Origin of the sequence: Endozoicomonas sp. 8E (assembly GCF_032883915.1) — a bacterium.
In the GTDB taxonomy this organism is placed as follows: domain Bacteria; phylum Pseudomonadota; class Gammaproteobacteria; order Pseudomonadales; family Endozoicomonadaceae; genus Endozoicomonas_A.
Window position 1 is genome coordinate 2,999,197 of record NZ_CP120717.1, and the last position, 26,545, is coordinate 3,025,741.

Genomic DNA, 26,545 nt, shown 5'->3' on the forward strand with positions numbered 1-26,545 from the left:
TGAACAAGGATCAGGATAGACGACTTTTTTCTTTTTTATTGTCAGTTTTTTGAAAATAAGAAGTCAAAAGTTTGCAAATAATTTTAACGCAGTAAGCCTTTTATGAAAAATAGAAAAAACCAGATTTCATAATCTGGCTTTTTCTAACTCGCTCTTATTACTTGAATTCAGCATCAGTCTCCACTTTGCCAAGCTTTTTTATCTTTCTTACGCAGATCAAAGGCTTCTGGTTCGAACAGGGTAGATGGCTCTTCCGGTAGCATGTCAGGTGCCTTTTTATTGTGCTGAATCACTTTCAATTTGGTGTAACGGTCTTTGGTTGCTTTAGCCAGTGTTTCAGAGTTTCTCATGATGGTAGGTCTGATAAACAACATGAGATTTCGCTTCTGGTTCTTATCCTGCTCGAAGCGGAACAGGCTTCCGATGATAGGGATATCACCCAGTAGCGGGACTTTCTTCTTGGTCTGACTCTTGACGTTTTCAATCAGGCCACCAATGACTATCGTCTGGCCATCATCTACGAGAACGGTGGTTTTCAGAGTTCTGTTATTGAAGATCAGGTCATCATTCTTTAAAAGGGATTCTGAAGTACGAGTGTCCAGAGAAGAAACTTCCTGTTCCAGCTCTAGCCTGATGCCGTTTCCTTCACTGAGGTGAGGGGTGATCTTGAGCTTAATGCCGACATCCTTCCGGTCAGTCGTGGTGAACGGGTTATTACTGCCACCACCGGCTGAGGTTTGATAAGAGCCTGTCTTGATAGGAATATTCTGACCTACAAGGAATTCAGCTTCCTGATTGTCCAGCGTCAGCATACTGGGTGTAGAGAGAATGTCGTTGTTAGATCTTGAACTCAATGCAGATACCAGTACACCAAAATTATCCGCTCTCAAAGCCAGGGAGCCCAGGGTGATTGCCGTGTTATCGAGAATGTGTCCTGTTATGCTGCTCTTGTTGCCGACAACGGTTTTGGTTGATTTACCAGAAGGGTCGGTCTCGGTTGAGCCGCGAATGGTCTCTTTACCATCAATACCCCACTGGACACCCAGAGCATCATCTATACCGCCAGAGACTTCTACGATGACAGCTTCCAAAAGTACCTGGGATCTTGGGACGTCAAGCTGCCGAACGATATGCTCCATCTCTGCAAGAGTGTCCGGGTCAGCAATCATGATAAGGGCGTTCTGAGATTCGTCGGCTTTAACGAACACGTTCGGTGCTGCACCGGAACCCTTGCTTTTTCCGGAAGGCTGACCTTTGGTCTGAACCCTCGGAACAGAGGGGTGCTGTGGAACAGGCTGTTGTGATGAAGCAGAAGAATTGGATTTCTTTTCCTGACTCTCCTGAATCGTAGTAGATGCTTCTGCAAGGATTTCTGAAATATTCTTGGCGTCGCCGTAGCTGAGGAAGATCACCTTGGTAGTGGACTTGCGAATGCCTTCCTTGTCCAGTGTATCTACCAGTTTCCTGACTCTCTGGCGCTTGCTGGAGTTACCTTTGATGACCAGACGGTTGCTGCGCTCATCAGCAATGACCTGCAGTCCGCTTGGCATTTGTCCCTTGGCAGCTATCAGTGTGTCCTGAATGATTTTGGAAACATCACCCACCCAGGCATGCTTCAACTGAAGCACTTCGTAATCATTATTACCTGTCTTGTCCAGCTCCCTCACCAGCTTGGTGATACGCTCAACGTTGTCTGCAAGGTCACTGACTATGACAGCGTTACTGGATGCGGAAGCGGCTGCGTGCCCATACTGGGCGATCAGAGGGCGAATAATGGGAATCAGTTCAATAGCCGATACACTGTGAAGTTCCAGGACTCGTGTGGTCATGACAGCATTACGTGGCTTCTGATTCCCACTGGGAGAGCTGGTTTTTGCTGTAGTACTGGGCACTATATTGATGATGTTGCCCTTGGGTATCACGGCGTAGCCATTAGCTGACAGTACTTCGAGGAAAACATCGTAAACTTCGTCGCTGCTCAACGGTTTGGAAGAAATAACCGTTACAGTGTTACCCCCCTTGATTCTGGGGTCTATGACGAAGGTCTCACCAGTGATTTTGGCGATTTGGCCAATAAATTCACGAATGTCAGCATTCTGATGATTCAGAGTCCACTTCTTGTCCCTGACCGTTTCAGCCTTGAGGGCTTTTGTGGGAGGGGTCGCAGCCAGATTGACTGCAGCGGTTTCAGCAGAAGGGGCCGCTGATACATTGCTCTGAAGGCTAAGGGCAAGCAATGCAGCAAACAGAGGTCTGAAGGCCATGCATACAAATGGACAGTCTTTAGTTTTCATCACTTAACCATATGAAAAAGTTTTAATTCTTGTATCAAATCCCTTGATTAGCCTGCTGAAGTTTGTCTCTCAACTCCTGCATGCGCTGTTCAAGTGATTTTCCATCCGGCTCCTGAGTGAAACCGGGGCGTTCTGTGTTCTTATCCATAGTGTCTGTGGGGCTCTTGAATTCCTGCAAAGCCCTGTCATCTTTACCTGCATCCGGAAAATAAAGGATTTCAAGCTGGCCGTTGCGACTTAAAACCACATGATCTGAATGCACTTCCCTGAGTATGGCGCCACCGGGCAGGGTGTCTTGGATGCCATAAAGCTTGTCCTGATTATTGCCTTGGATAATAGCACTTGAATACTTATTCTTCTGGTCACGTTCTCCAAGAGTACCTCTGAGTACCAGATTTAACTTTGTTTTAGGCATATCGGCGGACTGTTTAGCGACTTCAGGCTGATGATTGGCACCAAAGAGTAATTCGAAGTCTTTAGGAGTAAGAACTTTTTCTTTTGGTTGATCTTGGTACACTTGTTCATAATCATCAAAAGCGTCTTCTTTAGCCAGTGATTCATAAATGATATATGACTGAGCGCCTAATGAAACAATCATGGTGATCGCCAGAAGGCTGGTCAGTGCTATACGATTTTTTCGATGGCCCCATTTTAAGTAGGTGGCCATGACCTCTGAATTCATACTGTTCTCTAATTTCTCTATTTAATGTGCACTTGATTAAGGAAAGCGTTATGGGTCATGGGCTATTCTTAAACTAAATAAAGCATAAGAGTGCTATTTTTAAAAGCTGATGCTTTCACCAAAAACAGTTTCCAATTAATCGTTTTCGATCAGGAATATCTTTTGGATCAAAAAGTTGGGTTTGTTCTTGAATCATTTTTAAAATTCAGTTGTAAAATTTGGATAATGGATCACACTTCCTGTGACGTGCTTGAAGAATAATTCAATTTCCAGGGTTCAGAGCAAAAAATATCGGATTGTTTCTGGTTGTCCTCGATCAACCTAATAGAAGTTCTGGAATTATTAATTATCCAAGGAGTTAGCCTTGACTGACACAGCCAGCCTTCCAGAAGATCCGGCATCCCAAAATCAGGGACAGGTTTTGCATCGTCTGCCATTTACTTTTGCCAAAAGGCATGGGGTGGTGCTGGTCTGGGAGCAGGAACATCCGGTGCTCTATTTTCGCTCGGTACCTTCAGCTGATATCTTCTCTGAGGTCACACGAATAACCTGCCAGTCTCCTGTTTATCGCAAAGTGGGAGCGGACAGACTCTCTGAAGTCTTGTCCGAGTGTTATCACAATGACAGCTCCGAAGCTCTGCAGAATGCTGCCGGTATTAGTGATGATCTCGATCTGAGCAGCCTTGCTGAAGCAGTGCCAGTAACAGAAGACCTGCTTGAGCAGAGTGATGATGCCCCTGTGATTCGCCTGATCAACGCTTTATTGACGGAAGCGATCAAGGAAGGCGCATCGGATGTCCATATCGAAACCTTCGAAAGTAATCTGGTTGTCAGGCTGCGGGTGGATGGTGTTCTGAGAGAAATTCTCAGTCTGCAACGAACTCTGGCTGCACTCCTGGTCTCGAGAATCAAGGTTATGGCTCGTCTGGATATTGCTGAAAAACGCATTCCCCAGGATGGCCGTATCTCTCTGAAAGTTGCGGGTAAAGAGGTAGATGTCAGGGTTTCAACACTACCGTCCAGTAATGGGGAGAGAGTGGTACTGCGTCTTCTTGATAAGGCAGCCGGTCGTCTTGAACTGAAGCATCTGGGTATGGAAAATCAGGATCTCCAATGCGTATCCAGCCTGCTGGCCAAACCTTATGGCATTATTCTGGTCACGGGGCCTACCGGTTCCGGTAAAACCACCTCCCTCTATGGTTGCTTGACCTCACTGAATGATAAATGTCGAAATATTCTCACCGTAGAAGATCCCATCGAATACAACCTCGAGGGTATTGGCCAGACTCAGGTGAATACCAAGGTTGATATGACGTTTGCAAGGGGGCTGAGAGCTATTCTACGTCAGGACCCGGATGTGGTTATGGTGGGGGAAATACGCGATACCGAGACAGCTGAAATTGCCGTACAGGCCAGTTTGACCGGTCACCTCGTGTTATCGACACTTCATACCAATACTGCCATTGGTGCATTGACCCGTTTGCAGGATATGGGAATTGAACCTTTTCTCCTCTCTTCCAGCTTGCTGGGTGTGATAGCTCAGCGTCTGGTCAGAGTTCTCTGTAATCAATGTAAACAGCCCTACCATCCTGATGAGGCTGAATGCAGGGAGTTAGGGATAGAGGTAGTCAATGCGCCTGAACTATACCATGCAAAAGGCTGTAAAGATTGCAACCATAGTGGATACCGTGGACGGACTGGCATCTACGAAGTGGTCATGGTCGACGAGCAGGTCAGAAGAATGATTCATGCAGGAGAGGGAGAGCAGGTAATTACTGACTATGTCAGAAAGAGCTCTCCTGGCATAAGGGAAGATGGTGCCAAGAAAGTATTGGCTGGTCTGACAACACTGGAAGAAGTGCTCAGAGTGACCCAGAAAGATTAATCCGTATCGGAGGCGGATCACCGCACGACATGGCTGCATATGAATACATCGCCCTCGACCAGCAGGGCAAACAGCATAAGGGAACACTGGAAGCCGACAGTAACCGGCATGTCCGGCAGATGCTTCGTGATAAAGAGTTGACACCTCTATCGGTCAATCAGGTTTCAGAGCAGAAACAGAATGCCTCCGGTGGTTTGTCTACGTTCTTTCAACGCGGTGTTTCTGCTGTCGAGCTAGCGACTCTGACTCGTCAGTTAGCCACTCTCATTCAGGCGGCCATGCCCGTAGAGGAAGCGCTTTATGGTGTCGCTTCCCAGCAAGAAAAGCGTAGGCTTAAAAATATTTTGTTGGCGATTCGTTCCAGAGTGCTTGAAGGTTTCACATTGGCCCAGAGCCTTGAAGATTTTCCTCATATTTTCCCCCAGATGTTCCGGGCCACGGTGGCAGCCGGTGAACATGCCGGGTATTTGGATAAGGTACTGAATCGATTGGCGGACTACACCGAAGCCAGAATGAAATCCACCCAGAAAATTCAACAGGCTCTTTTGTACCCCATCATACTGTTGATGGCGGCTCTGGGGATCGTTAGTTTCCTTCTGGGCTATGTGGTGCCGGATGTCGTAAAGGTCTTCGTCGACACGGGTCAGGATTTGCCCGGCATTACGGTTGCGCTGATCGCCGCCAGTGAAGGATTCCAGACCTACTGGCCTGTCATTTTCGGTATTATTTTCTTTGGGATTGTCGCTTTCAGACAGGCGCTGAAGAGGCCGGCTGTCCGGATGTCATGGGATCGTTTCTTTTTACGCTTACCCATTCTTGGCCGCTTTAGTAGAACATTAAGTGCTGCAAGGTTTGCCAGTACTTTGAGCATACTCACCCGAAGCGGTGTTTCGCTGGTGGAAGCCCTGATCATTGCGTCACAGGTTATTGATAACCGTGCAATTTGTGATGCGGTTAAAGATGTTGCCCGAAGGGTCAGTGAAGGTTCCAGCCTGAACCGAGCCTTGGCTGAAACCGGTTATTTCCCACCTTTGATGCTTCACATGATTGGCAGTGGTGAATCGACAGGTGAGCTGGACGAAATGCTGGACAGAACCGCCCAGAATCAGCAGATGGAGCTGGATGGAAGAATATCCCTCCTGCTCGGGCTTTTTGAACCCTTAATGTTGGTGGTTATGGGCGGTGTAGTCATGGTGATTGTGTTAGCCATACTGTTGCCCATTCTTAACATGAATCAGCTTTTAAACTGAATGCGATGAGCATGGCTTTTACAGCAATGTTCGTAAAGGTCGAAACAGGACGTACACGACAGAATCTGCCGGTTGACTGACAGATTTCTGGAAATGGAGGCAGTGATCCCATTTCTCGGTACGGAATCCATTGATGAGGTCGTGAAAATGATGACAAGACAGGTACAAAGAGGATTTACCCTCATAGAGATAATGGTGGTTGTCGTGATCTTGGGGATATTGGCTGCCATGGTGGCGCCAAAAATTCTCAGCCGTCCTGATCAGGCCAAGATTACAGTGGCCAGGTCGGATATTGAAACGCTCTCCCAGGCGCTTGAATTATTCAGACTGGACAATGGCTTTTATCCTTCAACAGATCAGGGTCTGGATGCCCTGATCAAGAAGCCTACCATCGCTCCTGAGCCTAGAAACTGGAATCCGGAAGGCTATTTGAAGAAAGCTCCGGTTGACCCTTGGGGGAATGCCTACATTTATCTGCAGCCTGGTAATCATGGAAAATACGATCTCTATTCTCAGGGGGCTGATGGCCGTGAGGGCGGTGAAGGTCTTAATGCAGATATTACTAACTGGGAAGAGTCTTGAACTCGGTTCTGATATCGGATTAAACCTTTCAAAGTTAAAGGCGCTCAATGAACAGTATGGTATCGGAAGTAAGCAGAACAGGTAGTAACAAAAATCAGGGTTTTACTCTGGTCGAATTGCTTGTTGTCATTCTGATCATAGGCATATTGCTGGGTATTACGCTATTGAGCCCAATGACCGGCAATGTACAAAAAACAGTTCAGGAGCAGGCAGCAAGATTGCAGATTTTGTTCTCTCAGGTCAGGGACAAAGCGCTCCTGGATAATGCCGAATACGGTTTTTCCATTGATGAGAATGGGCGTTACTACTGGTGGGTATTGCCGCTGGAAAGTAATGAATGGATTGTGATTACAGAGACACCTTTTCAGCCTTATAGGATGCCGGAAAGTCTGGATGTTTATCTGTATACAGATGAGGACGATTTGCCCTTTCTCGAACCCACAGATGCCGGCCCTGATGTTGTGTTTTATTCAGACTATCAGGTGACCCCTTTTTCTCTATTCGTGATCCCCAGTGAAAACAAAAAGCAAAGGGTGGTGTTGATAACCGATGGCTTGTCCGATGTCGAAGTCGTCCGCTAGTGTTTTTGGTTTCACCCTTATTGAGGTGATGGTGGCTGTGGTTATTTTTGCTTTAGCCGCTTCCATGTTGATGCTGGCAGACGGTAACAGTATCCGCCAAACCCGCTATATGCAGGAAAAGGTTTTGGCTGCACAGCTGGCCGATCAGTCTCTGAGCCGTATCCAGGCAGAAAAAAACTGGCCTGATAAAGGGGTCAGGGGAAAGGTTGAAAACTATGTTGGGTATGACTGGTACGTTCGTCAAACCGTCAGGGATACCACTAAGAGAGACTTCAGAAAGATCGTTGTGGATGTCTTTGTGGGTGTTCAGAAGCCTGATGGTGACGATATTCCGATCTTCTCTCTGGAGTCCTATCTGAGGAAGCCCAGAAAATGAACGGAAGCAAAGGGTTTACACTGCTTGAGCTGATGATAGCCATAATGCTCTTTGCCATGATCAGTACGGCGGCCTACAAGTTGTTCGATTCAGTGAGTCGGGCTCAGCAGGTGACCGAAGGCATTCTGGACAGTTTGGATGAAATTCAGCGGGCGAAGCTGATTCTGGAGAAAGATCTGTTCCAGTTGGCGGCAAGACCGGTACGGGATGAATTCGGTGAGACTCTACCAGCCGTCAAGTCTCCCAGTCTTGATGGCTTTGTTCTGGAATTTACCCGTGCTGGCTGGCGTAACCCGCTGATGGAGCTGAGGAGCAACCTGCAACGAGTTGCTTATAACCTGGAAGACGATGAGCTGGTACGTTACTACTGGCTAATGTTGGACAGGGCTCCTGATCCGGTTCTGATTAGGCAGGTTATTCTCGACAATGTGCACGGATTGAAAGTCCGTTTTATGGACGAAAAGAAGCGCTGGAACAACAGCTGGCCACCGGAGAAAAAATCCCGGAGACCCAAACCAGCAATTGGAGCAAAGAAAACAGAAGATCTGCTGATGCCTCACGCAATAGAGCTGACGATGCAGCATGGAAATTTTGGAAAACTGGTAACGATTTTGCCAGCTCTGGATTACAAGTCCTCGAATGCTCATACAAAACCCGATCAGGAACAGGGTAAAGATCAGAAGAAAGCAGGGCGAATGTCTTTCATGCCAGAGCTGTATGAGAGTGACGATGAAGAAGGTGATGAGAAAGAGGATGAACGATGAGGCCAGTTAACCGGCAGCGTGGCATTGCCCTGATCTATGTGCTCCTGATCTTCGCCATGATTACCTTGATGGCTTCCCAGATGACGACCAGTCTCTGGCTCCATACTGAAAAAAACACCCATTATCTGGAGCGTATCCAGGCCAGACATCTGGCTTTGGGGGCTGAACACTATGTTGCTTTATTGCTAGAGCAGGATGCGGAAGAAGACAAGAAAAAGAAAAAAATCATGGATCACGAAAGTGAACGCTGGAATATACAGGAAGTGGGCTACGCCGTTGATCAGGGGGATATCGAGCTGGTCATTGTTGACGAAACCAGTCGGTTCAACCTGAACTGGCTCGCCGCAGATGCACTGGACGGACAAAAGTTTCGTGGAATGTTCGAGAACATACTGAAAAACCTGGGTCTGAATGTACAGATTGCCTCAGCCATCAAGGACTGGATTGATCATGATCAGGAACCCTCAGAAGACGGTGGAGAAGACAATAATTATCTGTCCATGGATCCGCCGAGAAGAACTTCTGATGCTCCGTTTGTTTCATTATCCGAGTTAAGACTGATTCAGGGCGTTGGTATTGATGAGTTTGAGTTGTTAGCCCCCCTGGTAACCGCTTTGCCAGACACTACCAGGATCAACGTCAACACAGTGCTGCCTGAAGTAATGCGTTCGCTGTCAGATAAACTCACAGACAGTGATGTAGCGACTATTATTGATGCTCGGAGTGCAGAAGGGTTCGTCAGACTGGAAGATCTGGCCAGGCTGCCGGCCCTGAAAGATAAAACGGCCGCTCTTAAAGAAGTGCCTCTGGATGTTGCCAGCCAATATTTCACGGCTTACATCAAGGCAACGTATCGAGATACGTCATTCTATTTAAAAACCCTTATGTATCGTAATACAGAGGGACAGGTTCAAATCGCCGGTCGTGAGATTGGACCCAACGACTACTGGGTAATTGCCAAGAAGGAATCCTGAGGTCTAATAATGAAAAACATCCTGTTGATTCGGATACCACCGCCGGTTTCCCGGATTGAGACGAACACTCGAGTCCAGTGGGGGGCTTTTGCCAGTGACGGACAGCTCTTGGGAGATATCCATATCTCGGAGCTGGGTCAAGTCAAAAATGACTGGGTCCAGTTTGTTATCCCTAAGCCTGATAACAAGGAACTGGACGAGACCACTCTGGAAGATGAAATGCCTGATCAGGTGGTGGTGCTTTTGCCAGGGACTCTGGTTATGCACAAACAGCTGCCTATTAACAGTGGTCAGCGAAAGCATCTTTCAACCGCGCTGCCCTTTATGATTGAAGAAGAACTAGCCGATGACATTGAGTCCATGCACCTGGCCAGTTATCTACACAGGAAAAGTGAACAAGTTTTCTTATCGGCTGTTCCTCATGAGCAGATGCAATCCCTATTAGCCTGTCTTGATGAACAGGGGATTTCCGCCCAGCAAGTTATGGCTGAGCTACAGTTTTTGCAGGGCGTTCCGCGAGAATTAAACCTCCTTCTTGAAAATGATTCCTCTATTCTTTCTGCACCCGGCCAAGCCAGTGTTTGTCTCGACTACGAAGCGCTCAAGTTTGTTTTGGGTCATTGGGGGGAAAAGATCAGTGAAGACATTCTTCAGACGGATGAGGAGCTGATAGTTGAAGATGCTGAGGCTCTTGTTAGTGCCAGAATAAGATTTGCTGATGGTCTGGTGTCATTGGCTACTGAGAAGAGAGATCAGGTGAAACAATGGCTGGACGAAAAGGGCTGGCTGGTGGAAGAAGAGCCATTGACCGGAACTGTTTTTGAATATCTGGCAGCGTTGTATTTTTCATCCAAAAGATCTGCCGAATTAGTTGACCTGCGTCATGGCCCTTATCAATGCCCCAAAAGAGCCACCCACAGGATGCGTCGCTGGAAGCCTCTGGCCCTGGTAGCTTCCATCTGGTTACTGCTTGAGCTGGGTTTAAAAGTCGGGGAAGGGTTGCTGTATCAACAGAAAGCCCAAGAGTACTGGCAGGATAGCGCAGAGCTCTATTTGGAAGTCTTTCCACAGGATCAGCAGGTGCTTGAGGCCCAGACACACTCAGTTGGAAGTATTAACCTGAAGGGGCGTATGGAAAGTCGATTGAAAAATACTGGTCAAAGTAACACTGGGGAAGCCTTTTTACCCTTGCTGCAACAGGTTTCTGCAGTGTCATCCTCTTTGTCAGATTTTAAGCTGAAGCCGGTCAGCATGGATTTCAATGAAGCGACAGGAACACTGGTGCTGGAGTTGAAAGCAGACAATCTTGAAGGGGTTGATAAGCTGTTGGCGGCAGTAAAATCATCCGGGCTAAGCGCACGCCTGGATAGTGCCAACCAGGACAAAACGGGCGTCAATGCTCGCATGACGATAGGCAGGTGAAGCTGATGAAACTGACTCATCTACTCGAGAGAAGTCCACTCTGGCTGCAGCTTCAGGCTAAGTATGAGCTGATGCCGGAGAAAGACCGAAGAGCATTGCATCTTCTGACAGCACTCCTTTTGTTGGCTTCAGTCTATCTATTCGTTTGGGAGCCTATAACCGAATGGAGTGAAAAGCAGCAGGAAGAGTTCACTCACCAACAATCCATTTACGAATGGATAGCAGATAATGTTGATCAAGCAAAACAAGCTCAAAGGAAACAAAGGGCTGCGGGTGCAAAAAAAGACCTTTCTACTATTGTATCGGGCAGTGCCAGACAATCAGAACTGACATTAAGTCGTGTTCAGCCTGATCGTAAAGGTTTGGGAGTCTGGATAGAAGATGCGGCCTATCAGAAACTGCTGGCCTGGATGGTTGCATTGGATACCCGTTATGAAGTGACTATTCAGCAGATAAAAATCGATAGAGGTAAAGAAGAGGGGCGAGTGAAAGTCTATATGCACCTTGCAAATTGATCCTGCCAGATACGAGGGCTCCATCAAAAGCTTTCGTATCTCTAAATAAACGACAGCTTTAAAATTGAATTTTGGTGCTTTCTTCTTGGTGTTAAAGGAGAGTTTTCAAAATTAGACTCATGTTTTTGTAACCTCATTGATGATATTTGCTGACATTGAAAACACAGAAAAACTCGTAGCTAGAACACAAAAGTTCTTCTTTTTACGTGCTTTTTTTCTTGACACTTTCATCTGATCTGCATAACATTCGCTCCACTTCAGCGCAATGCACCGCGCACAGAAGTTGGGTGATTAGCTCAGCTGGGAGAGCATCTGCCTTACAAGCAGAGGGTCGGCGGTTCGATCCCGTCATCACCCACCAGTTCTCGAAAGGGATTGCGTGACCGCATGCTAGCTACTTTGAGCAGTGTGTGTAGAGTTCAGCGGACCGGTAGTTCAGTTGGTTAGAATGCCGGCCTGTCACGCCGGAGGTCGCGGGTTCGAGTCCCGTCCGGTCCGCCATATTCGAAAACCTAGCGATTTCTGTCGCTAGGTTTTTTTGTTGTTCAGCCTTAAAAAATACGGCTTTTTCACTCCTCCCGGAGTTTTCAGTCTTCGTTGTTTAACCGAATTTTTGCCTGTTTTTTCTGTATTTTTCTCTCTTCTCTCAAACACTGTGGTCTACAGCGGTTGACGAACCACAGCTCTATTTCCCTTTTTTAATCAGTACGTTAGATCTATTTTTGGCTGTGGTTCAAATTTCTGTTCGTTGACAAACCGGCGGTAGGGGCTCGGGACGCTGAGCCAATCTATTTATTCTGCACATCCTTCTTCAATGGCCTGCATTGCCTGCTTGAAAGACTCCTGAACATCGTCAAGCCAGTACATGACTTAGTCTGGTGCTTTGCCTTGTTGAGCAGGATTACGCACCAACAATAAGGTATCTTTCATCTTGTTCAGGTTCCGTACTGATTCCCAGCTTATGATGTTTTAGTGAGGGGGTGTGGTGGAGTAAACTCGATTTGCCTGGTGAGTTATTGAGGACGCAGATTATTGTGAGACAAGTGAAAGGTCACTATCAGTTCGACAGTGACCGGGGAGAAATAGCGGCAATTTTCATAAAGTGTTCCCGTTGTTCATTCCAGAGCATGGGGAATGGCTTCACGCAGTCCTTGAGAGAAAGTACCCACTCTCCCGTATTACAGAGAATGGCCTCCTGAATATCGGGTGCCAGGCAGGTCAGGCGAGTCATTTTGGCAACGCGGCTTTTATCAGTCTTCTCCTTCTTTGCCAATTCCTCCATATTTTTAAACCGGCCAGACTCCAGCTTCTTCATCCACCGATGCCCCTGAATCAAAGCCCTCTGAAGGGACACCATATCCTCGTGCCCAATCATACCGTCCGGCGTTTCAATAGTGGCTTTACCACCCCGGTGAAAAATCCGGATGGGTACAGTGACTTTAATCAGATTCTCTTTTTCCAGAAACTCAACGGTTTCTTCAGCAGTCTTGCGTATTCTTGCCATTATGCAGCTCCTTGCAGTTCTTGGGTGACGGCGTTGATGCCATCAGGTTGGTAGTAAATGGTCACCTGGTTCAGATCCAGCTCAATGCGCTTAATCAACAACTCAACCAGACGACGCTTTTCCGTTGCGAACAGTTCATCCCAAATGGAAGCGAGGTCGTTTAGCGCCGTTCGAATAACCTCTTCACTGATGGTGTTGTCCACCTGGTGGGCCTGTTGCCAGACTTTAAACAGCAGTTCTGGACTGGTCAGTCGTTTGTGGGTTTCTGCCAATATCAGGTTTTCCACGGCAGTGGCCGACAGCGGGGGCAGCGGCGCGTTTTTATAGCCTTTGGCTTGTGCGGTGTGACTCACGTAATAACGGAACTGTTGCCCTTTACGGCGGGTACTGCTGGTGGTCAGAGCGTGACCGTCAGGGCCAAACAATAACCCGCGTAAGAATGAAGGATTTTTCCTGTTACGTGACTCCCTGGAGCGCAGGCTGGCATGCACGTCGAAAGTGCCATGAGCCTTCGCCCACAAGTCCACGCTAATAATCGGTTTGTGTTCACCAGGGTACCATTGACCTTTATTACCGATTTCACCAATGTAGATCCGGTTCTTCAAAATTCGGTGAATGGTGTTTTTGGCAAAGTCGATACCTCCCCGGCTGCCACCGTCGCGTAAGGGTATCAGCTTGGTTTTATGACCTTGTGCGTTGACCACTTCACAGGTGGTGATGATAGAGCGTGTTTTGACAAAAGTTTTAAAAATAAGCTTAACGACTTCCGCTTCTTCCGGATTAATAATGAGTTTGCGCTCATTGACGTCATAACCCAGGGGTGGATTACCTCCCATCCACATGCCTTTCTTTTTCGAGAGCAGAAACTTATCCCGGATACGCTCACTGGTGACTTCCCTTTCAAACTGGGAAAACGACAGCAGAATATTCAATGTGAGTCTTCCCATACTGTTAGTGGTATTAAACTGCTGAGTGACCGAAACAAACGACACATCGTGCTTATCGAACAGTTCCACCAGTTGGGCAAAATCAGCCAGTGAGCGACTGAGTCGATCCACCTTATAAACCACCACAATATCGACCAGCCCAGCCTGAACATCCCGAAGCAGCCGTTGCAAAGCGGGGCGTTCAACATTACCTCCGGAAAAACCTCCATCGTCGTAATCATCCGGTACCAATATCCAGCCTTCGTGCTTCTGAGAGTGAATGAACGCTTCGGCGGCATCCCTTTGGGCATGTAACGAGTTAAACTCCTGTTCCAGCCCCTCTTCGGACGACTTGCGGGTGTATATCGCACACCGTTTTTTTACAGTCGCGTTTTTACTGGCTGGCATTCTGACCTCCTTTCAACCCAAAAAACAAAGGGCCTGACCAGCTTGATCCAGTGATGGTCTGTGCAATTTTGCTCAGGCTTTTATAAATCTCGCCCCGATATTCAAACCCTTCTGGTGTAACAATGACCCGGTGCTCTTCACCGTTGTACTCTTTGGTAATAACTGTTCCCAAGGGTGGCCTGACCAGACGACTGTTTTTAGGTTTGGGTTTGTGTTCACCATGCTTGCTGGCCTGCTTAAGTCGCTCCTTACTCTTCTCACTCAACCCTCCAAAAGCCAGCTCCTGAATTCGCATGGATAACCGTTGGCGTAAAATACGCAGATCCAGTTGGGGAGGAGGCTTGTTGTTCAACTCCCGCCACAACATCCTCAATTCGTCAGTATTCATTTTCTGCAATGCCAGTACTCTGGCAGCAATGCTTTTATCGTTCATAAGCAACCTCTGTCCTGTTTCTCAGTAGTGTTTACAGTCATGCACGAGGTAGCGGAGTTATCCAGTTGGTTAGGGTCTTTATTTTGGGTTCTTTGCTGTTTGCGCAGGATTGCTGAGGCCAGAAGAGTCGCAATTTCATCCCGTGGGCTAAGATCCGATTCTTTGAGAGATAATGATTCGTCCATGGTCGTTTGCCTGATGTCTCCAATGGTTTTTTATCAGTTTTGGGTAATCAGAAAATTCTGGCAATTGGTGATTATCAGGCGTTTTAAGGAGCTTTCAGTGGAACTCAAAAAAGAACGGGCGTATTGACAAAGAATCGGGTTCATTTGAATATGCTGTATAAAAATACAGATGTTTGTTTTGGTCTTTGTAGCGAGATGCATGTATGGAAGCATTGCGAGTCTTTCTAAACCAAACGCCATCAAAAGGAATTCAGGAGTATTTTGATCAGCGTAAGATCGTCTATCCCACTGATACGCCCTGGGATGATTTCCTGGTTCTTAATCTGCATTTGCAGAAGATGATGACCACATTACCGGAGGCCAGGCGGGTTGAGCTGAATGAGGAGTGTCAGCGCATCAATCGTATGGCTTCAGTCAATGGACAACAGGCTCTGGAAGCGGTTGTAAAGGACTGGAGTAAGTTTTCCAGCCTTGAGGATCAGTTTCACAGAAGTCAGTGGTTTTTTGATTATGAGCCGCAAACTTTTCTCCATGCTGAAAGTCTGCTTTGTTTTCATGAGTGCAGAGGTCGAAGTCGGCGCTGGAGCCGTTTTGGCTCGGAGGCAAAAACATCTGAACCTCAAATTCAAAAAAGAAAGGAGACATTCAGAGACTCGGTTCAGAGCTCACTGCGTGGTGGTGATCATACCCGTGTGGAGGTCTTCAGCCATCATCAGCATCCCGAGCGCATTCAGCTCAATATTCTCCGGGAACAACTGACCATCAGTGAGCAGTCGTTTTCTGACTCAGGTGAATTGGTGATGTCCCAGAGAAAGCCGGTCTTTGAATTCATCATTTTATTCGATATCAAGACAGGTCAGTTTGAGATCACTGCAGGCAGAGCAGATGAACGACGTTTACTGGCTGAAATTTTTGCCAGGGATGTGTTGAATGTAAAAAACATTCAGGACATTACGCAATGTGAATATAACCTCTCGTCCCTGATGGGAGAGCGTAATTTCCAGCTCGGTGATGACATTACGGATGTCAAAGTGATTGAGCTGGGTATTCTATCACCGTCGTTTGGAATCGTGGAAAGTTTCAGGCTGGATACCGATGCCCAGAAATGGGGTAACCTGTATCGGCAGCTTAATCGGCGATATGGGAATTACAACCCATTGGCACAGCAGGCAGAAATCAAGCATGCTCACCTCCGGGTGTGTTTCAGGCCAAACCGACACCATCCGAAAGGAAAAAAGTTCACCTTCAAAATTTCCATGAAAAACTGTGATCTGCCTGTAGGTGCGGAGCACCCGGAGGAAACACTCATCAGAGCTCATTACCTGAAACTCTGGGGGCTGGAGGAGGAGACGCCATCATGGATGTTGGGCTGAGTCGGCAGGCGGTGAAAACGCTTTTCCAGTATGCATCCAATGCACGAGAAACACCGGGATCGACTTGTATCATGACTCACCGTTGGCTCAGTCAGCTTTTTTCAAAGGATGACATCGCCCGGTTGGTGTCTTCCGGAGTTCTGGTGGAGTATGAAGAGGTCGAAGTTATCCAGACGGATGAACAGCCTGAGGGCGCGTGTCTTTTACCCCATCCGGTAGATGGCAGATTATGTTATTACGAGGAAGGGAGCCTGGTTTATGTCCAGCGGAAAGATACTCTTCGATACCGATTAAATCTTCAGGAATTGATAAGCCTGCTTCATCAGCTGCTTGAACTGCCAGAGAAGCTTGCTCCTGTTGAAAGGATTCCAGGCGTGATGTGGGAGTTAGGGCGTATTTCAGCCGGTCAGGAAGCTTTACCGGTCTGGTTTTGCTGTTCCCTGGCCAATCATCATGGGCTTGTTTCCGAGTTGCTGGAACAACATAAAACTCAGAAGCCCGGTGTTCTCCTGATCGGGCAGCCCGTTGATAAAGCCTATACCCGTTTGCCCGCTATCCTGGATGTCAGGGTAATTGGAGACCTGCTGGATCCATGGAGCGTAACGACACGCATTAATAAGTCGTTGCTGATCAGTTCATGTGGCTTTGCCCAGACTGCTGATGTGGAAGCACCGTTTTTCATGCCCCCGAATGATGCTTATATCCTGCTCAATCGGACTGGCGAGAAATACAAACTCAGAGGCGACAAACGCAAGAAGTTTTTCCGTTATATTTTCGAAGAGGGTAGAGATGCGCGTTACCAGGTCTCTTTCAGAAAAGCACTGCAAACTGCAGGTTACGAAGATGAATACAGTTCGGTGAAAAGTCTGTTTAAGGAAGGAGACCGACTTCGGGAAATTGTTTCTAATGAAGGTGATGTGCTGACCTTGCGTGAGGTTCCAAATTGATCTGAGAAACGAATAATTGACCCGTCACATGATCATGATGATGAAATGAGGCCCCATCCGGGGTCTTTTTTTTGGATGAAAGTTCACTTTTTTTAAAACGCTCCCAAAACGCTCCTATTTCTACCCTGAAACGCTCTTTTTATTCCGGTGATTCTATCTCCTGCCAACACGGCATTATCTGAAGGAGACAGAAATGGAAATAAAACACTTGAGTCAGGCTGAGCTGGCAGAACGCTGGGCTACCAAGCTAGCCACGCTGGAGAGCTGGCGCAGAAAAGGCTGTGGGCCTTTGTACCTGAAGCTGAACGGCAGAATTCTCTACCGCATTGCGGATGTTGAAGCCTTCGAGCGAAGTCGAACCTATCGAAGCATTGGTGAAAAGGCCGAGCTGGGAGGTGACATATGAATACTTCCCTGCAAAACCTCCTCGGCATGCCATTGCTTGAGCTGGCTTCCAAATCCTCTACTGAGTTACTGCAGTTGGCGGAAGCAGCCCGCCTGGAACTGGAGCAGATCAAGTCACTGAAGGATTTTATTGATGGAGCCATCGGCCATAAGTACGTCAGCCAGGTGACCCGGATGCGCACTGAGCAAGGGAAAGAGTGCGGCGTCGTTCATCTCCTGGACGAAGGCATAAAGGTATCTGCTGATCTGCCCAAGCGAGTGACTTGGGATCAGAAGCAATTGAAGACCATTGCTGACAAGATCGCAGCCCAAGGTGAGGATCCGGCTGAGTACCTGGAGGTGTCCTACAAGGTTGCCGAGCGAAAATACAGCGCTTGGCCAGATACGATCCGCAAGGCGTTTGAGTCTGCCCGAACCCTGAAGACCGGCAAGCCTGTCTACAAACTGTCGTCTGTTGAGGAGGATGCATCATGACCCGAGCACCTTCCGGTGGATTCCCCATCATCAGTGCCGATGAGCGCATGAAATTGCGACAGGGGATCAAAGCCGTACTGGCTGGAGCGTCCGGTATTGGCAAGACCAGCCAGCTATTAACATTGGAGCCGTCCAAAACCTGTTTCATTGATGTTGAGTCGGGTGATCTGTCAGTGGCCAGCTTTACCGGGGACACCCTTCGGCCTCGCAAATGGCAGGAGTTTCGTGACCTTGTCGCGTTTATTGCCGGAGCTAATCCAGCCCTGCGGGATGATCAGCCCTTTTCAAAGGCGCACTTTGATGCGGCTTGTCAGAAGTACGGTGACCCGACGCTACTTGAGAAATACGACACATTTTTCGTGGACTCCATCACGGCACTGGCCCGGCTCTGTCTGCAATGGGCAAAAGGGCAACCACAGGCGTTCTCGGAGAAGACCGGCAAGCCGGACATTCGTGGAGCCTATGGTTTGCATGGTCAGGAGATGATCGCCACGTTGACCCATTTGCAGCATGCCAGAGGTAAAAATGTGGTGTTTGTCGCCATCCTGGAGGAACGCACGGATGATTTCAACCGGCAGCATTACCAGTTGCAGATCGAGGGCAGCAAAACCGGTTTGGAACTGCCCGGCATAGTGGATCAGGTGATCACCATGGCCAGCCTGCCGGATGCGGAGGGTAATCCGCAGAGGGCCTTTGTCTGCCAGACCCTCAACCCCTACGGCTATCCCGCCAAAGACAGAAGTGGTCGTCTGGACATGATTGAACCGGCTCACCTCGGCCAGCTGTTTCACCGGATCCGGAATAGCCCTGTAACCTCTCAAGCCAACAACCCTGAGGAAGCCTGATCATGACTTCATGGAACGATTTTAACGACGCGGAAGATCAGAACCAGTTCGAGATCATTCCCGCTGGCACCCTGCTCAAGGTCCGCATGACCCTGAAACCCGGCGGCCACAACGAACCGGCCATGGGCTGGAACGATGGCTATGCCACCCAGAATGCCGATACCGGTGCTGTTTATCTCAATGCCGAGTTTGTGGGACTGGAGGGGCCGTTTGCACGACGCAAGTTGTGGACCCTTATTGGACTGCACAGTCCGAAGGGGCCTGCCTGGGCTGGAATGGGACGTTCGATGGTGCGGGGCATTTTGCAGTCTGCCCGGGGCATTCGCACCGATGACCGTTCTCCCCGAGCTCAGCAGGCCCGACAGATTCAGTCATTCAGTGAACTGGATGGGATTGAGTTTGTGGCGCGGATTGCTATTGAGCGCGATCAGTTCGGTGATGAGAAAAACGTCATCAAGCAGGCAGTGACTCCGGAGCATAAGGATTATGCCCGACTGATGGGGATTGCTCCTCACACTCAGCAAGCTCCGTCACAACCCCGGGCAGCAGCGCAACCGCAAGGTGAACAGCCGCCATTCCCGAGTGAGCCTCCCAGCTGGGCTTAACCCTTAACACAGCGCCCGGTATATGACCGGGCATTCAAAACCTATAAGGACATGAGTTATGAAAGCGATGACCATTTTCAATCACGAGCAGTTTGGCAATATCCGTACACTGACCGATAAACAGGGGGAGACCTGGTTTGTGGCGAAGGATGTTACGGATGCCCTGGGTTTTCGAGATGCCGAAAAAGGAATACGAGGTCTTGATGAGGATGAGCGGGGAACAACTACAGTGAGTACCCGTGGTGGGGTTCAGCAGGTCAGTACGATTAATGAATCCGGTTTGTACTCTTGCATCCTGAAATCCCGCAAGGCAGCCGTGAAGAAGTTTAAGCGCTGGGTCACCAGAGAGGTATTGCCGAGCATCCGCAAGCAAGGCCAGTACGTGATGAAAGGGGGTACCCTAACTACGGGTAGCCCTGCGGAGCCAGTTATTCATCCGGCTAAAGCACTGGAGGTGGTGACTGACTACTTTCAGCTGGCTACCCAGAATCTGCCCAACCTCAGTGAATCTTCCAAACAGGCATTGATGGCCATGCTTACACAGGAAGTTGTGGGTATCCGCTGCTTGCCTCTGCCAAGAGTTGAAGAGCGATTCTGGACCGCATCGGAACTGGCTGCAGAGTTTTATATTTCTCCCCAGCGGCTTGGCAAGACCGCAAACCACAACGGAATCAAGTGTGATGAGTACGGAGAGTTCCGTATCAGCAAGTCTCGCCACAGTGACAAGCAGGTAGAGCAGTTTTTCTACAACAGCAAGGGGCGATCTACCCTGGCACGGTTGCTCGATTGTGATCTGGATGATACAGCGGACTGATCATGACTGCCTGTTATCAATGCGGTCAGCCTGCCCGTGGATTCAGGTGGGCTCCCACTCAACAGCGACGCTTTACGGCAGGCACCCTGCGACAGTTTTGCAGTCTGGATTGCCTGTCACTGCATACCGAACACATCACGGAAGACGTTATGTTGGATTACAACCAAAAGCGCTCGATCAGTGAGCAGATCACCGAGAAAATCGACCAGACTCTGGAAAAGGTAGAGCAGCAGAAGACACCACGCAGTTATCTCGGGGCTTCACGGCTTGGAGAAGAGTGTCAGCGACGTCTGCAGTTTGAGTTCTGGCATCAGCCTGTAGATCAGGGTCAGCACTTCAGAGGTCAGTTACTGAGAATATTCCAGTTTGGTCATCAGTTTGAAGCGTTGGCGATTAACTGGCTGAGAGCGGCAGGGTTTGAGCTCTACACCGAAACCCGGGAAGGAGGGCAGTTTGGCTTCTCCGCAGCGGACGGAAAACTGAAGGGCCATGTTGACGGGATCTTCAACGGTGCTCCGGCCGGTATTGAGATGGACTGTCCAGCCCTGTGGGAGTGCAAGTCCATGAATAACAAGTCCTGGAAGGACACGGCCAAGCGGGGTGTGGTGCTGGCCAAACCTATCTATGCAGCACAGGTCGTCTTGTACCAAGCCTATATGGAGCCAATCGTTCCCGGTATTTCTCAGAATCCAGCCCTGTTTACAGCAGTGAATAAGGATACTTGTGAACTCTATTTTGAATGGCTGCCCTTTGATGCCGGACTGGCGCAGCAATGCAGTGATAAGGCGGTGGCCATTCTGCAGGCCTGTGAAAGCGGTGAGCTCTTACCGAGGATCAGCACCGATGCCGGTCACTACCACTGCAAGATGTGCCCTTGGAAACAGCAATGCTGGGAGGCAAGAACATGAATAACTGGATGGATTTTAATGATGCGCAGGAGCCGACCATTCTTGATGAGCTGGCTGCCGAAGACGTCAAAAGACGTATATTGGATCGACTGACTGACTTCTTTGGATACCTGTATCCCAATGGGAAGGTAAAAGGGAAGAAGTTTGTTCTGGGCAATGTGGCCGGAGACAAAGGGAAAAGTCTGGAGGTTGAGCTGACAGGAGAACGGGCTGGTCTCTGGCACGATTTTGAAAGTGGTGAAGGTGGTGATCTGGTCACTTTGGTTGCCCGCTCACAACAACTGGATGACAAGCGGGACTACCAGACCATTGTCCGGTTTATGGCTGAATGGCTCGGGCTGCCTTCAATATCGGTTGGGTCTGCCAATGCCCAACCTGCTGTCGATGAGCTTGGTGCGCATACGGGCAAATGGGATTATCACGACGGCAACGGCAATCTGATGGCCTGCGTCTACCGCTACGACACGCCGGAAGGTAAGCAGTTTCGTCCCTGGGATGTTAAGGCCCGTAAGCATCAGGCTCCGAACCCACGACCATTATACAACCAGCCCCGAATAAAAACTGCAGAAGAAGTGGTGTTGGTGGAAGGTGAGAAAGCGGCACAAGCTCTGATTGATCAAAATATCTGTGCTACTACCGCGATGAATGGAGCCAATGCTCCGGTGGAGAAAACGGACTGGTCACCATTGCAAAACAAGAAGGTGCTGATCTGGCCTGACAATGATGAAGCGGGAATCCTCTATGCAAGAAATGCTGCCCAGACCATCGCCGATGCCGGAGCTACCTCCGTATTTATTCTCAAACCACCGGAAGGTAAGCCGGAAAAGTGGGACGCTGCCGATGCCGTGGCTGAGCAGACCGATGTGCGTCACTGGTTGGTTACCGTAGAGCGTAAGACTGTGAAGGACTCAGTACCGGTCTACAGCTTTGGTGATCTCTGGGACGATAACTCACCCACGCCTGCTGATTTGCTTTCGCCAAGAGTATTAACACCGGGCGGGATGCTGGTCATCGGCGGCGCACCCAAGGTGGGTAAGAGTGATTTTCTGTTGAACCTGCTGGCCCATATGGCAGCCGGTCTGCCCTTTCTGGATATGCGGCCCAGTCGCCCGTTGAAGATTTTTTATCTGCAAGCGGAAGTGCAATACCACTACCTGAAGGAGCGGGTGCAGCAGCTGCCATTGAAGGATTATCAGATCACGCAGCTGCGGGAAAATCTGATGATGACTGCTCGAATGAAAATGGTGCTGAATGAGCAGGGACTCAGGCTGGCAGCCCGATCCATCCGTAATGCCTTCAGCGATGCTCCGGATGTCATTGTTATCGATCCCATTCGTAATGTCTTTGACTCCGGTCCTGAAGCCAGCAGTGAAAACGACAATAACGCCATGATGTACTTCCTGCAACAACGGGTTGAGCAACTGCGAGATATGGTGAGTCCGGAAGCGGGCCTGATCCTGGTTCATCACACACGAAAGATGTCCAAGAAGCAGCTGGAGGAAGATCCGTTCCAGGCGTTATCCGGAGCAGGTAGTCTGCGTGGTTATTACACCTCCGGCATGTTGCTGTTCAAACCTGAAGAGATGGAGCCGGAACGGATGCTGTATTACGAACTCAGGAACGGCTCATCACCGGATTCCAAACGGATCATCAAGCGTAATGGTCAGTGGTGTGAAGCGCCTGCCAATGGGGTGAGAATTGCCGGTGAAGAAATGGGCAAGAAACACGACGCAGAACGGATTCGTAAGCGGGAAGTGATAGTCCAGATCCTTCATGACGAGGCTTTACAGGGCAATGTTTATACGGCGAACCAGTTCTCTGAGCGATTTGAAAATCAGCGAGGATTGGGGGCCAAGGCAACTATCTACGAACGGATTCATGTGCTGGCGACCAAAGGCTATATCAAGTTCTTTCGTAACCATCAGGAGTACAACCTGCCCTCAGCCAGGCGCAGTAAATGGGGCTATCTCTGCGTTGAAGATATGAGTTATGGGATGGATGGTAAAGGGCTATGCAATGTCTCGCCCACCCACTTCAAGTGCTCTAAAACCGGAGCCGTATTACCCGTCGAAAACCCGGAAGTATGGGTTTATCACGACCAGGATTTTGTACGTTAAATGAGCAGTTTTCGGCGGTAATGTTTCCAGCTGGTTTCCAGTTTCTTCAGTTTTCAGAAGCTTTCAGAAACTGACTGGAAACGATAAACCATCGGTAAATCAATCAATTGCAACAGGAATGTAGTTTCGGTTCTTAAGTGATCTGGAAACTGACTCCATGGTCTTGCAACTTGTTGATTTTTAATGGGAAAAATTCAGTTTCCAGATTCCAGAAAAATTACCCCTAAAGGGGTATTCGGATGGGCCTCCTTGAGGTCGGCCCCATCCGATACCCGGACCCCTTTCGCAATGGAGGCGAGAATGAAAAATAAAACTCACACGGTGGAGCAGCTGGCAAAGCGATACCGTGAAGCCTGGGTAATATCACGACGAGTGCCGTCCGGACTGCAGTTGGGGTATTCCGCATACTGGCCAGAATTTAATCCCAACCGGTGGGAGGTCTACCGTTTGGAGGGCGTCAAGGCAAAAGCACCACCCGTTTCAGCGAATGCTGTGGATCGGATGGTCGAGTGCATGCGCTGGTTGCGTTGGCTCAGTGAGGATGAGCGGGAACTGGTGTGGATGCGGGCATCGGGAATGTCCTGGCGAGAAATCGCAGGTGCAGCAGGTAAGCCTCGAACAACGGTCTATCGCTACTGGCATCGAGCACTGTTGCAGGTGACTTTGTCGTTAATCGTTGACGGGTAATCACAGATTTTCATGTGTTACTTGTGGAGGTCAGGTGATATAGGGTTATGTTGGTTTTTCGGTAAAAATCAAAGTGGGACAAATTCCCGTTTTTGGCGCATAGTTATCGCTAAGCTCGAAGCAAAGTACACCCAAGCCCCGCACCACTCACGGTCCGGGGTTTTTTGTTGCCTGAATTTCATCACGTTCACGGAAGAACCATGTCCAGAATCCTTGTCGAAGCCATAGAGCATCGTCCCGTCGCCACCCTGGTGCCCTATGCCAACAACGCTCGTACTCACTCCGATGAGCAGGTGGACCAGATTGCCCGGTCCATCGAGGAGTTCGGGTTTGTCAATCCGGTGCTGGTGGGCAGTGACGATGTCATCGTAGCCGGTCATGGTCGTCTGATGGCGGCGAAGCAGTTGGGCATGGAAACTGTGCCGGTGATTGTGTTGGGGCACTTGAGTGAGACTCAGCGCCGGGCGCTGATCATTGCCGACAACCAGATCACGGCCAACTCGGGATGGGATGAAGCACTGCTCAAACAGGAACTGGCAGAGCTGGATGCCCTGGATTTTGACCTGGACCTGATGGGCTTTTCCGATGAGGAGTTGGAAGGTCTGTTGCTGGTGGACGAACCAGAAGGGCAGACCGATGATGATGAAATTCCTGAACCGGAAGAGCATCCCGTCAGCCAGCTGGGTGATGTCTGGATTTTGGGAAGCCATCGGGTGCTGTGCGGCAGTGCTACCGAACAGGCCGATGTGGAAACCCTGATGGCAGGCCAGCTGGCGGATATGGTGTTCACCGATCCACCTTACAACGTTGACTACGCTAACCCTGAGAAAAACACCCAAGCCAAAAAAGATCGCCGGATCAAAAACGATAATCTCGGCTCTGAGTTCCACGCTTTCCTACTGGCCGCCATGACCAACCTGCTCGGAGTCTGCAAGGGGGCTATTTATATCTGCATGTCGTCGTCTGAACTGGATACGCTCCAGAAAGCTTTTCGGGAAGCCGGTGGCAAGTGGTCCACGTTTATCATCTGGGCCAAGAACACCTTCACCCTGGGGCGCTCCGATTATCAGCGACAGTATGAGCCAATCCTCTACGGCTGGAAGGAAGGCAACGAACATTTCTGGTGTGGAGCCAGAGATCAGGGTGATGTCTGGTTCTTCAGCAAGCCTGCCAGAAACGACCTGCATCCCACCATGAAACCCGTGGAGCTGGTAGAGCGTGCTGTTCGCAACTCTTCCAAGACCCACGATATCGTGCTGGATCTGTTTGGCGGTTCCGGCTCCACACTGATTGCCTGCGAAAAGTCACACCGCAGTGCCCGGCTTACCGAACTGGACCCCAAATACGTTGATGTCATTGTGCGCCGATGGGAGGAGTACACAGGCAAGGAAGCCTATCTTGAATCCAATCATCTGACCTTTGAACAAACCAGAGAAGAAAGACATGGAAGAACTTTCAAGGCGACTGGATCAGATTGATTCCAAGCTCGACAAACTGAGCGATGCCGTTTCCCGTTTGTCCATGATCGAGGAACGAATCACTCACCAGACCAACAACCTTACCCGTCAGGATGAACGCCTGGATGAACAGGAGAAACGCATCCGGAAGCTGGAGTTCCAGGCCAGTCGCCGGGGTGTGATGTTGGGCTATATCGAACGCTTCGGTTGGATCGTGCTGACGGCTGCTATTGGCCTGTTGGCCTACTTTCTTAAAACATAAACTCAGGGGATGAGTGATGGGCAAGCGTAAGGAAACCAATTACATCGTCGTTCATTGCTCGGACACCCGAGCCAATCAGCACGTTACCTTTGACGACATCAAACGCTGGCACACCATGGAACGGGCCTTTCTGGATATTGGTTACCATTGGGTGATTGAGCGGGACGGTTCAGTAAAGCAAGGTCGCCCTACTGAAGACTGGGGTGCTCATGTCAAATACCACAACCATGAAAGTGTGGGCATCTGTTTGGTAGGTGGCCTGAATGAGCACAACGAGCCAGAAGATAACTTCACTCCGGATCAGAAACGAATGCTGAAGCTTCTGGTGGCTGGCCATCAAGCTATTTATCCAAACGCTGTCGTGCATGGTCATCATCACTTCAGTAAGGTGAAGACCTGTCCCAACTTTGATGTGCACCAGTGGCTCAGACAGGAAGGACTGCTGGGAGGCAAACGGTGAGTCTGGTGGCTGCCATCCCGGTGATCGGGAAGGTCATCGACAAGCTTTTTCCTGATGCGAACAAAGCCAGGGAAGCCAGAGCGGAACTGAGCAAGATGCTGCTCAACGGTGAGCTGAACGAACTGGAGCAAAAGGCTGGCGTTGTTAAAGCCGAAGCCCAGGGTGAAAGCTGGCTGCAAAGAAACTGGCGACCCATGGTGATGCTGGTCTTTACGGCACTGGTCGTGTGTCGATGGATGGGTTGGTCAGCACCGAACCTAACTGAGGCAGTGGAACTGAAACTGTTCAGTATTATCCAGCTGGGCATTGGCGGATACATTGCCAGCCGTGGGCTGGAGAAGGTGACAAGAACATGGAAAGGCTGAGACTTAATTTAAGTCGATCTGAGCGTTTCTTTTTAAATGCAGGGA

Annotated in this window: 28 protein-coding genes and 2 tRNA genes; 25 read left to right on the forward strand and 5 right to left on the reverse strand. The window is 49.3% G+C overall.

Going from position 1 to position 26,545, the window contains the following annotated elements; translation table 11 throughout:
• Positions 1–173: 173 nt before the first annotated feature.
• Positions 174–2,294 (reverse strand): type II secretion system secretin GspD, encoded by a 2,121-nt coding sequence (gspD, locus tag P6910_RS09385; RefSeq protein ID WP_317146008.1) that lies wholly within the window; start codon positions 2,292–2,294, stop codon positions 174–176.
• Positions 2,295–2,328: 34 nt separating this feature from the next.
• Positions 2,329–2,976, reverse strand: coding sequence for a type II secretion system protein N (locus P6910_RS09390; RefSeq protein WP_317146009.1), 648 nt, complete (start codon positions 2,974–2,976; stop codon positions 2,329–2,331).
• Between the two features lie 364 nt (positions 2,977–3,340).
• Between P6910_RS09390 and gspE the strand changes: the two genes are divergently transcribed.
• From gspE to P6910_RS09445, 11 genes are all read left to right on the forward strand, one after another.
• Positions 3,341–4,861 (forward strand): type II secretion system ATPase GspE, encoded by a 1,521-nt coding sequence (gene gspE / locus P6910_RS09395; RefSeq protein WP_317146010.1) that lies wholly within the window; start codon positions 3,341–3,343, stop codon positions 4,859–4,861.
• Positions 4,862–4,890: 29 nt separating this feature from the next.
• Complete coding sequence (gspF, locus tag P6910_RS09400) at positions 4,891–6,111, forward strand: type II secretion system inner membrane protein GspF (RefSeq protein WP_317146011.1); 1,221 nt, start codon at positions 4,891–4,893, stop codon at positions 6,109–6,111.
• Positions 6,112–6,258: 147 nt separating this feature from the next.
• Entirely contained in the window at positions 6,259–6,693 is a 435-nt protein-coding gene (gene gspG, locus P6910_RS09405) for a type II secretion system major pseudopilin GspG (RefSeq protein ID WP_317146529.1), read from the forward strand.
• Between the two features lie 47 nt (positions 6,694–6,740).
• Entirely contained in the window at positions 6,741–7,274 is a 534-nt protein-coding gene (locus P6910_RS09410; protein ID WP_317146012.1) for a prepilin-type N-terminal cleavage/methylation domain-containing protein, read from the forward strand.
• Positions 7,255–7,650 carry a type II secretion system minor pseudopilin GspI gene (gene gspI, locus P6910_RS09415; protein ID WP_317146013.1) on the forward strand — a complete coding sequence of 132 codons (396 nt, stop codon included), beginning with the start codon at positions 7,255–7,257 and terminating at the stop codon, positions 7,648–7,650. The genes P6910_RS09410 and gspI overlap by 20 nt, the downstream gene beginning before the upstream one ends.
• Positions 7,647–8,414, forward strand: a complete 768-nt coding sequence (gene gspJ / locus P6910_RS09420) for a type II secretion system minor pseudopilin GspJ (RefSeq protein WP_317146014.1) — start codon at positions 7,647–7,649, stop codon at positions 8,412–8,414. Before gspI ends, gspJ begins: the two co-directional genes overlap by 4 nt.
• The gene (gene gspK, locus P6910_RS09425) at positions 8,411–9,388 is read left to right on the forward strand and encodes a type II secretion system minor pseudopilin GspK (protein WP_317146015.1); all 978 of its coding nucleotides are present in this window, start codon (positions 8,411–8,413) and stop codon (positions 9,386–9,388) included. The genes gspJ and gspK overlap by 4 nt, the downstream gene beginning before the upstream one ends.
• Before the next feature lie 9 nt (positions 9,389–9,397).
• Positions 9,398–10,810, forward strand: coding sequence for a type II secretion system protein GspL (gene gspL, locus P6910_RS09430; protein WP_317146016.1), 1,413 nt, complete (start codon positions 9,398–9,400; stop codon positions 10,808–10,810).
• Between the two features lie 5 nt (positions 10,811–10,815).
• On the forward strand, positions 10,816–11,325 hold the full coding sequence (gene gspM, locus P6910_RS09435; protein WP_317146017.1) for a type II secretion system protein GspM: 510 nt from the start codon (positions 10,816–10,818) through the stop codon (positions 11,323–11,325).
• A gap of 285 nt (positions 11,326–11,610) precedes the next feature.
• Positions 11,611–11,686 (forward strand) — tRNA-Val (locus P6910_RS09440).
• 63 nt (positions 11,687–11,749) lie between these two features.
• Positions 11,750–11,826, forward strand: a tRNA-Asp gene (locus P6910_RS09445).
• Positions 11,827–12,382: 556 nt separating this feature from the next.
• On the opposite strand, the gene P6910_RS09450 is transcribed toward P6910_RS09445, so the two are convergent.
• The 3 genes from P6910_RS09450 to P6910_RS09460 are packed head-to-tail and all read right to left on the reverse strand — an operon-like array spanning position 12,383 to position 14,596.
• A complete protein-coding gene (locus P6910_RS09450; RefSeq protein ID WP_317146018.1) occupies positions 12,383–12,829 on the reverse strand; it encodes a hypothetical protein in 447 nt (148 codons plus the stop codon).
• A complete protein-coding gene (locus P6910_RS09455) occupies positions 12,829–14,163 on the reverse strand; it encodes a recombinase family protein (protein WP_317146019.1) in 1,335 nt (444 codons plus the stop codon). Before P6910_RS09455 ends, P6910_RS09450 begins: the two co-directional genes overlap by 1 nt.
• Positions 14,150–14,596 carry a DUF2924 domain-containing protein gene (locus P6910_RS09460; protein ID WP_317146020.1) on the reverse strand — a complete coding sequence of 149 codons (447 nt, stop codon included), beginning with the start codon at positions 14,594–14,596 and terminating at the stop codon, positions 14,150–14,152. Before P6910_RS09460 ends, P6910_RS09455 begins: the two co-directional genes overlap by 14 nt.
• Positions 14,597–14,984: 388 nt before the next feature.
• Here P6910_RS09460 and P6910_RS09465 point away from each other — a divergent pair, with 388 nt between their 5' ends.
• From P6910_RS09465 to P6910_RS09530, 14 genes are all read left to right on the forward strand, one after another.
• A complete protein-coding gene (locus P6910_RS09465) occupies positions 14,985–16,154 on the forward strand; it encodes a hypothetical protein (protein WP_317146021.1) in 1,170 nt (389 codons plus the stop codon).
• Positions 16,139–17,101, forward strand: coding sequence for a hypothetical protein (locus tag P6910_RS09470; protein WP_317146022.1), 963 nt, complete (start codon positions 16,139–16,141; stop codon positions 17,099–17,101). The genes P6910_RS09465 and P6910_RS09470 overlap by 16 nt, the downstream gene beginning before the upstream one ends.
• A gap of 193 nt (positions 17,102–17,294) precedes the next feature.
• Positions 17,295–17,507: a DNA-binding protein gene (locus tag P6910_RS09475; protein WP_317146023.1), complete on the forward strand. Its 213-nt coding sequence runs from the start codon at positions 17,295–17,297 to the stop codon at positions 17,505–17,507.
• On the forward strand, positions 17,504–17,980 hold the full coding sequence (locus P6910_RS09480) for a hypothetical protein (protein ID WP_317146024.1): 477 nt from the start codon (positions 17,504–17,506) through the stop codon (positions 17,978–17,980). Before P6910_RS09475 ends, P6910_RS09480 begins: the two co-directional genes overlap by 4 nt.
• Complete coding sequence (locus tag P6910_RS09485) at positions 17,977–18,825, forward strand: ATP-binding protein (RefSeq protein ID WP_317146025.1); 849 nt, start codon at positions 17,977–17,979, stop codon at positions 18,823–18,825. The genes P6910_RS09480 and P6910_RS09485 overlap by 4 nt, the downstream gene beginning before the upstream one ends.
• A 2-nt stretch (positions 18,826–18,827) precedes the next feature.
• The gene (locus P6910_RS09490) at positions 18,828–19,430 is read left to right on the forward strand and encodes a hypothetical protein (RefSeq protein ID WP_317146026.1); all 603 of its coding nucleotides are present in this window, start codon (positions 18,828–18,830) and stop codon (positions 19,428–19,430) included.
• Between the two features lie 58 nt (positions 19,431–19,488).
• Positions 19,489–20,244 carry a Bro-N domain-containing protein gene (locus tag P6910_RS09495; RefSeq protein ID WP_317146027.1) on the forward strand — a complete coding sequence of 252 codons (756 nt, stop codon included), beginning with the start codon at positions 19,489–19,491 and terminating at the stop codon, positions 20,242–20,244.
• Positions 20,245–20,246: 2 nt separating this feature from the next.
• A complete protein-coding gene (locus tag P6910_RS09500; RefSeq protein WP_317146028.1) occupies positions 20,247–21,152 on the forward strand; it encodes a hypothetical protein in 906 nt (301 codons plus the stop codon).
• Positions 21,149–23,269, forward strand: a complete 2,121-nt coding sequence (locus P6910_RS09505) for an AAA family ATPase (protein WP_317146029.1) — start codon at positions 21,149–21,151, stop codon at positions 23,267–23,269. The genes P6910_RS09500 and P6910_RS09505 overlap by 4 nt, the downstream gene beginning before the upstream one ends.
• Positions 23,270–23,569: 300 nt before the next feature.
• Positions 23,570–23,956, forward strand: coding sequence for a DUF6362 family protein (locus tag P6910_RS09510; protein WP_317146030.1), 387 nt, complete (start codon positions 23,570–23,572; stop codon positions 23,954–23,956).
• Between the two features lie 200 nt (positions 23,957–24,156).
• On the forward strand, positions 24,157–25,434 hold the full coding sequence (locus P6910_RS09515) for a site-specific DNA-methyltransferase (protein ID WP_317146031.1): 1,278 nt from the start codon (positions 24,157–24,159) through the stop codon (positions 25,432–25,434).
• Complete coding sequence (locus P6910_RS09520) at positions 25,400–25,675, forward strand: flagellin (RefSeq protein ID WP_257276409.1); 276 nt, start codon at positions 25,400–25,402, stop codon at positions 25,673–25,675. The genes P6910_RS09515 and P6910_RS09520 overlap by 35 nt, the downstream gene beginning before the upstream one ends.
• A gap of 16 nt (positions 25,676–25,691) precedes the next feature.
• Complete coding sequence (locus P6910_RS09525) at positions 25,692–26,135, forward strand: N-acetylmuramoyl-L-alanine amidase (RefSeq protein WP_317146032.1); 444 nt, start codon at positions 25,692–25,694, stop codon at positions 26,133–26,135.
• Positions 26,132–26,500, forward strand: coding sequence for a 3TM-type holin (locus tag P6910_RS09530; RefSeq protein ID WP_317146033.1), 369 nt, complete (start codon positions 26,132–26,134; stop codon positions 26,498–26,500). The genes P6910_RS09525 and P6910_RS09530 overlap by 4 nt, the downstream gene beginning before the upstream one ends.
• Positions 26,501–26,545: the final 45 nt, after the last annotated feature.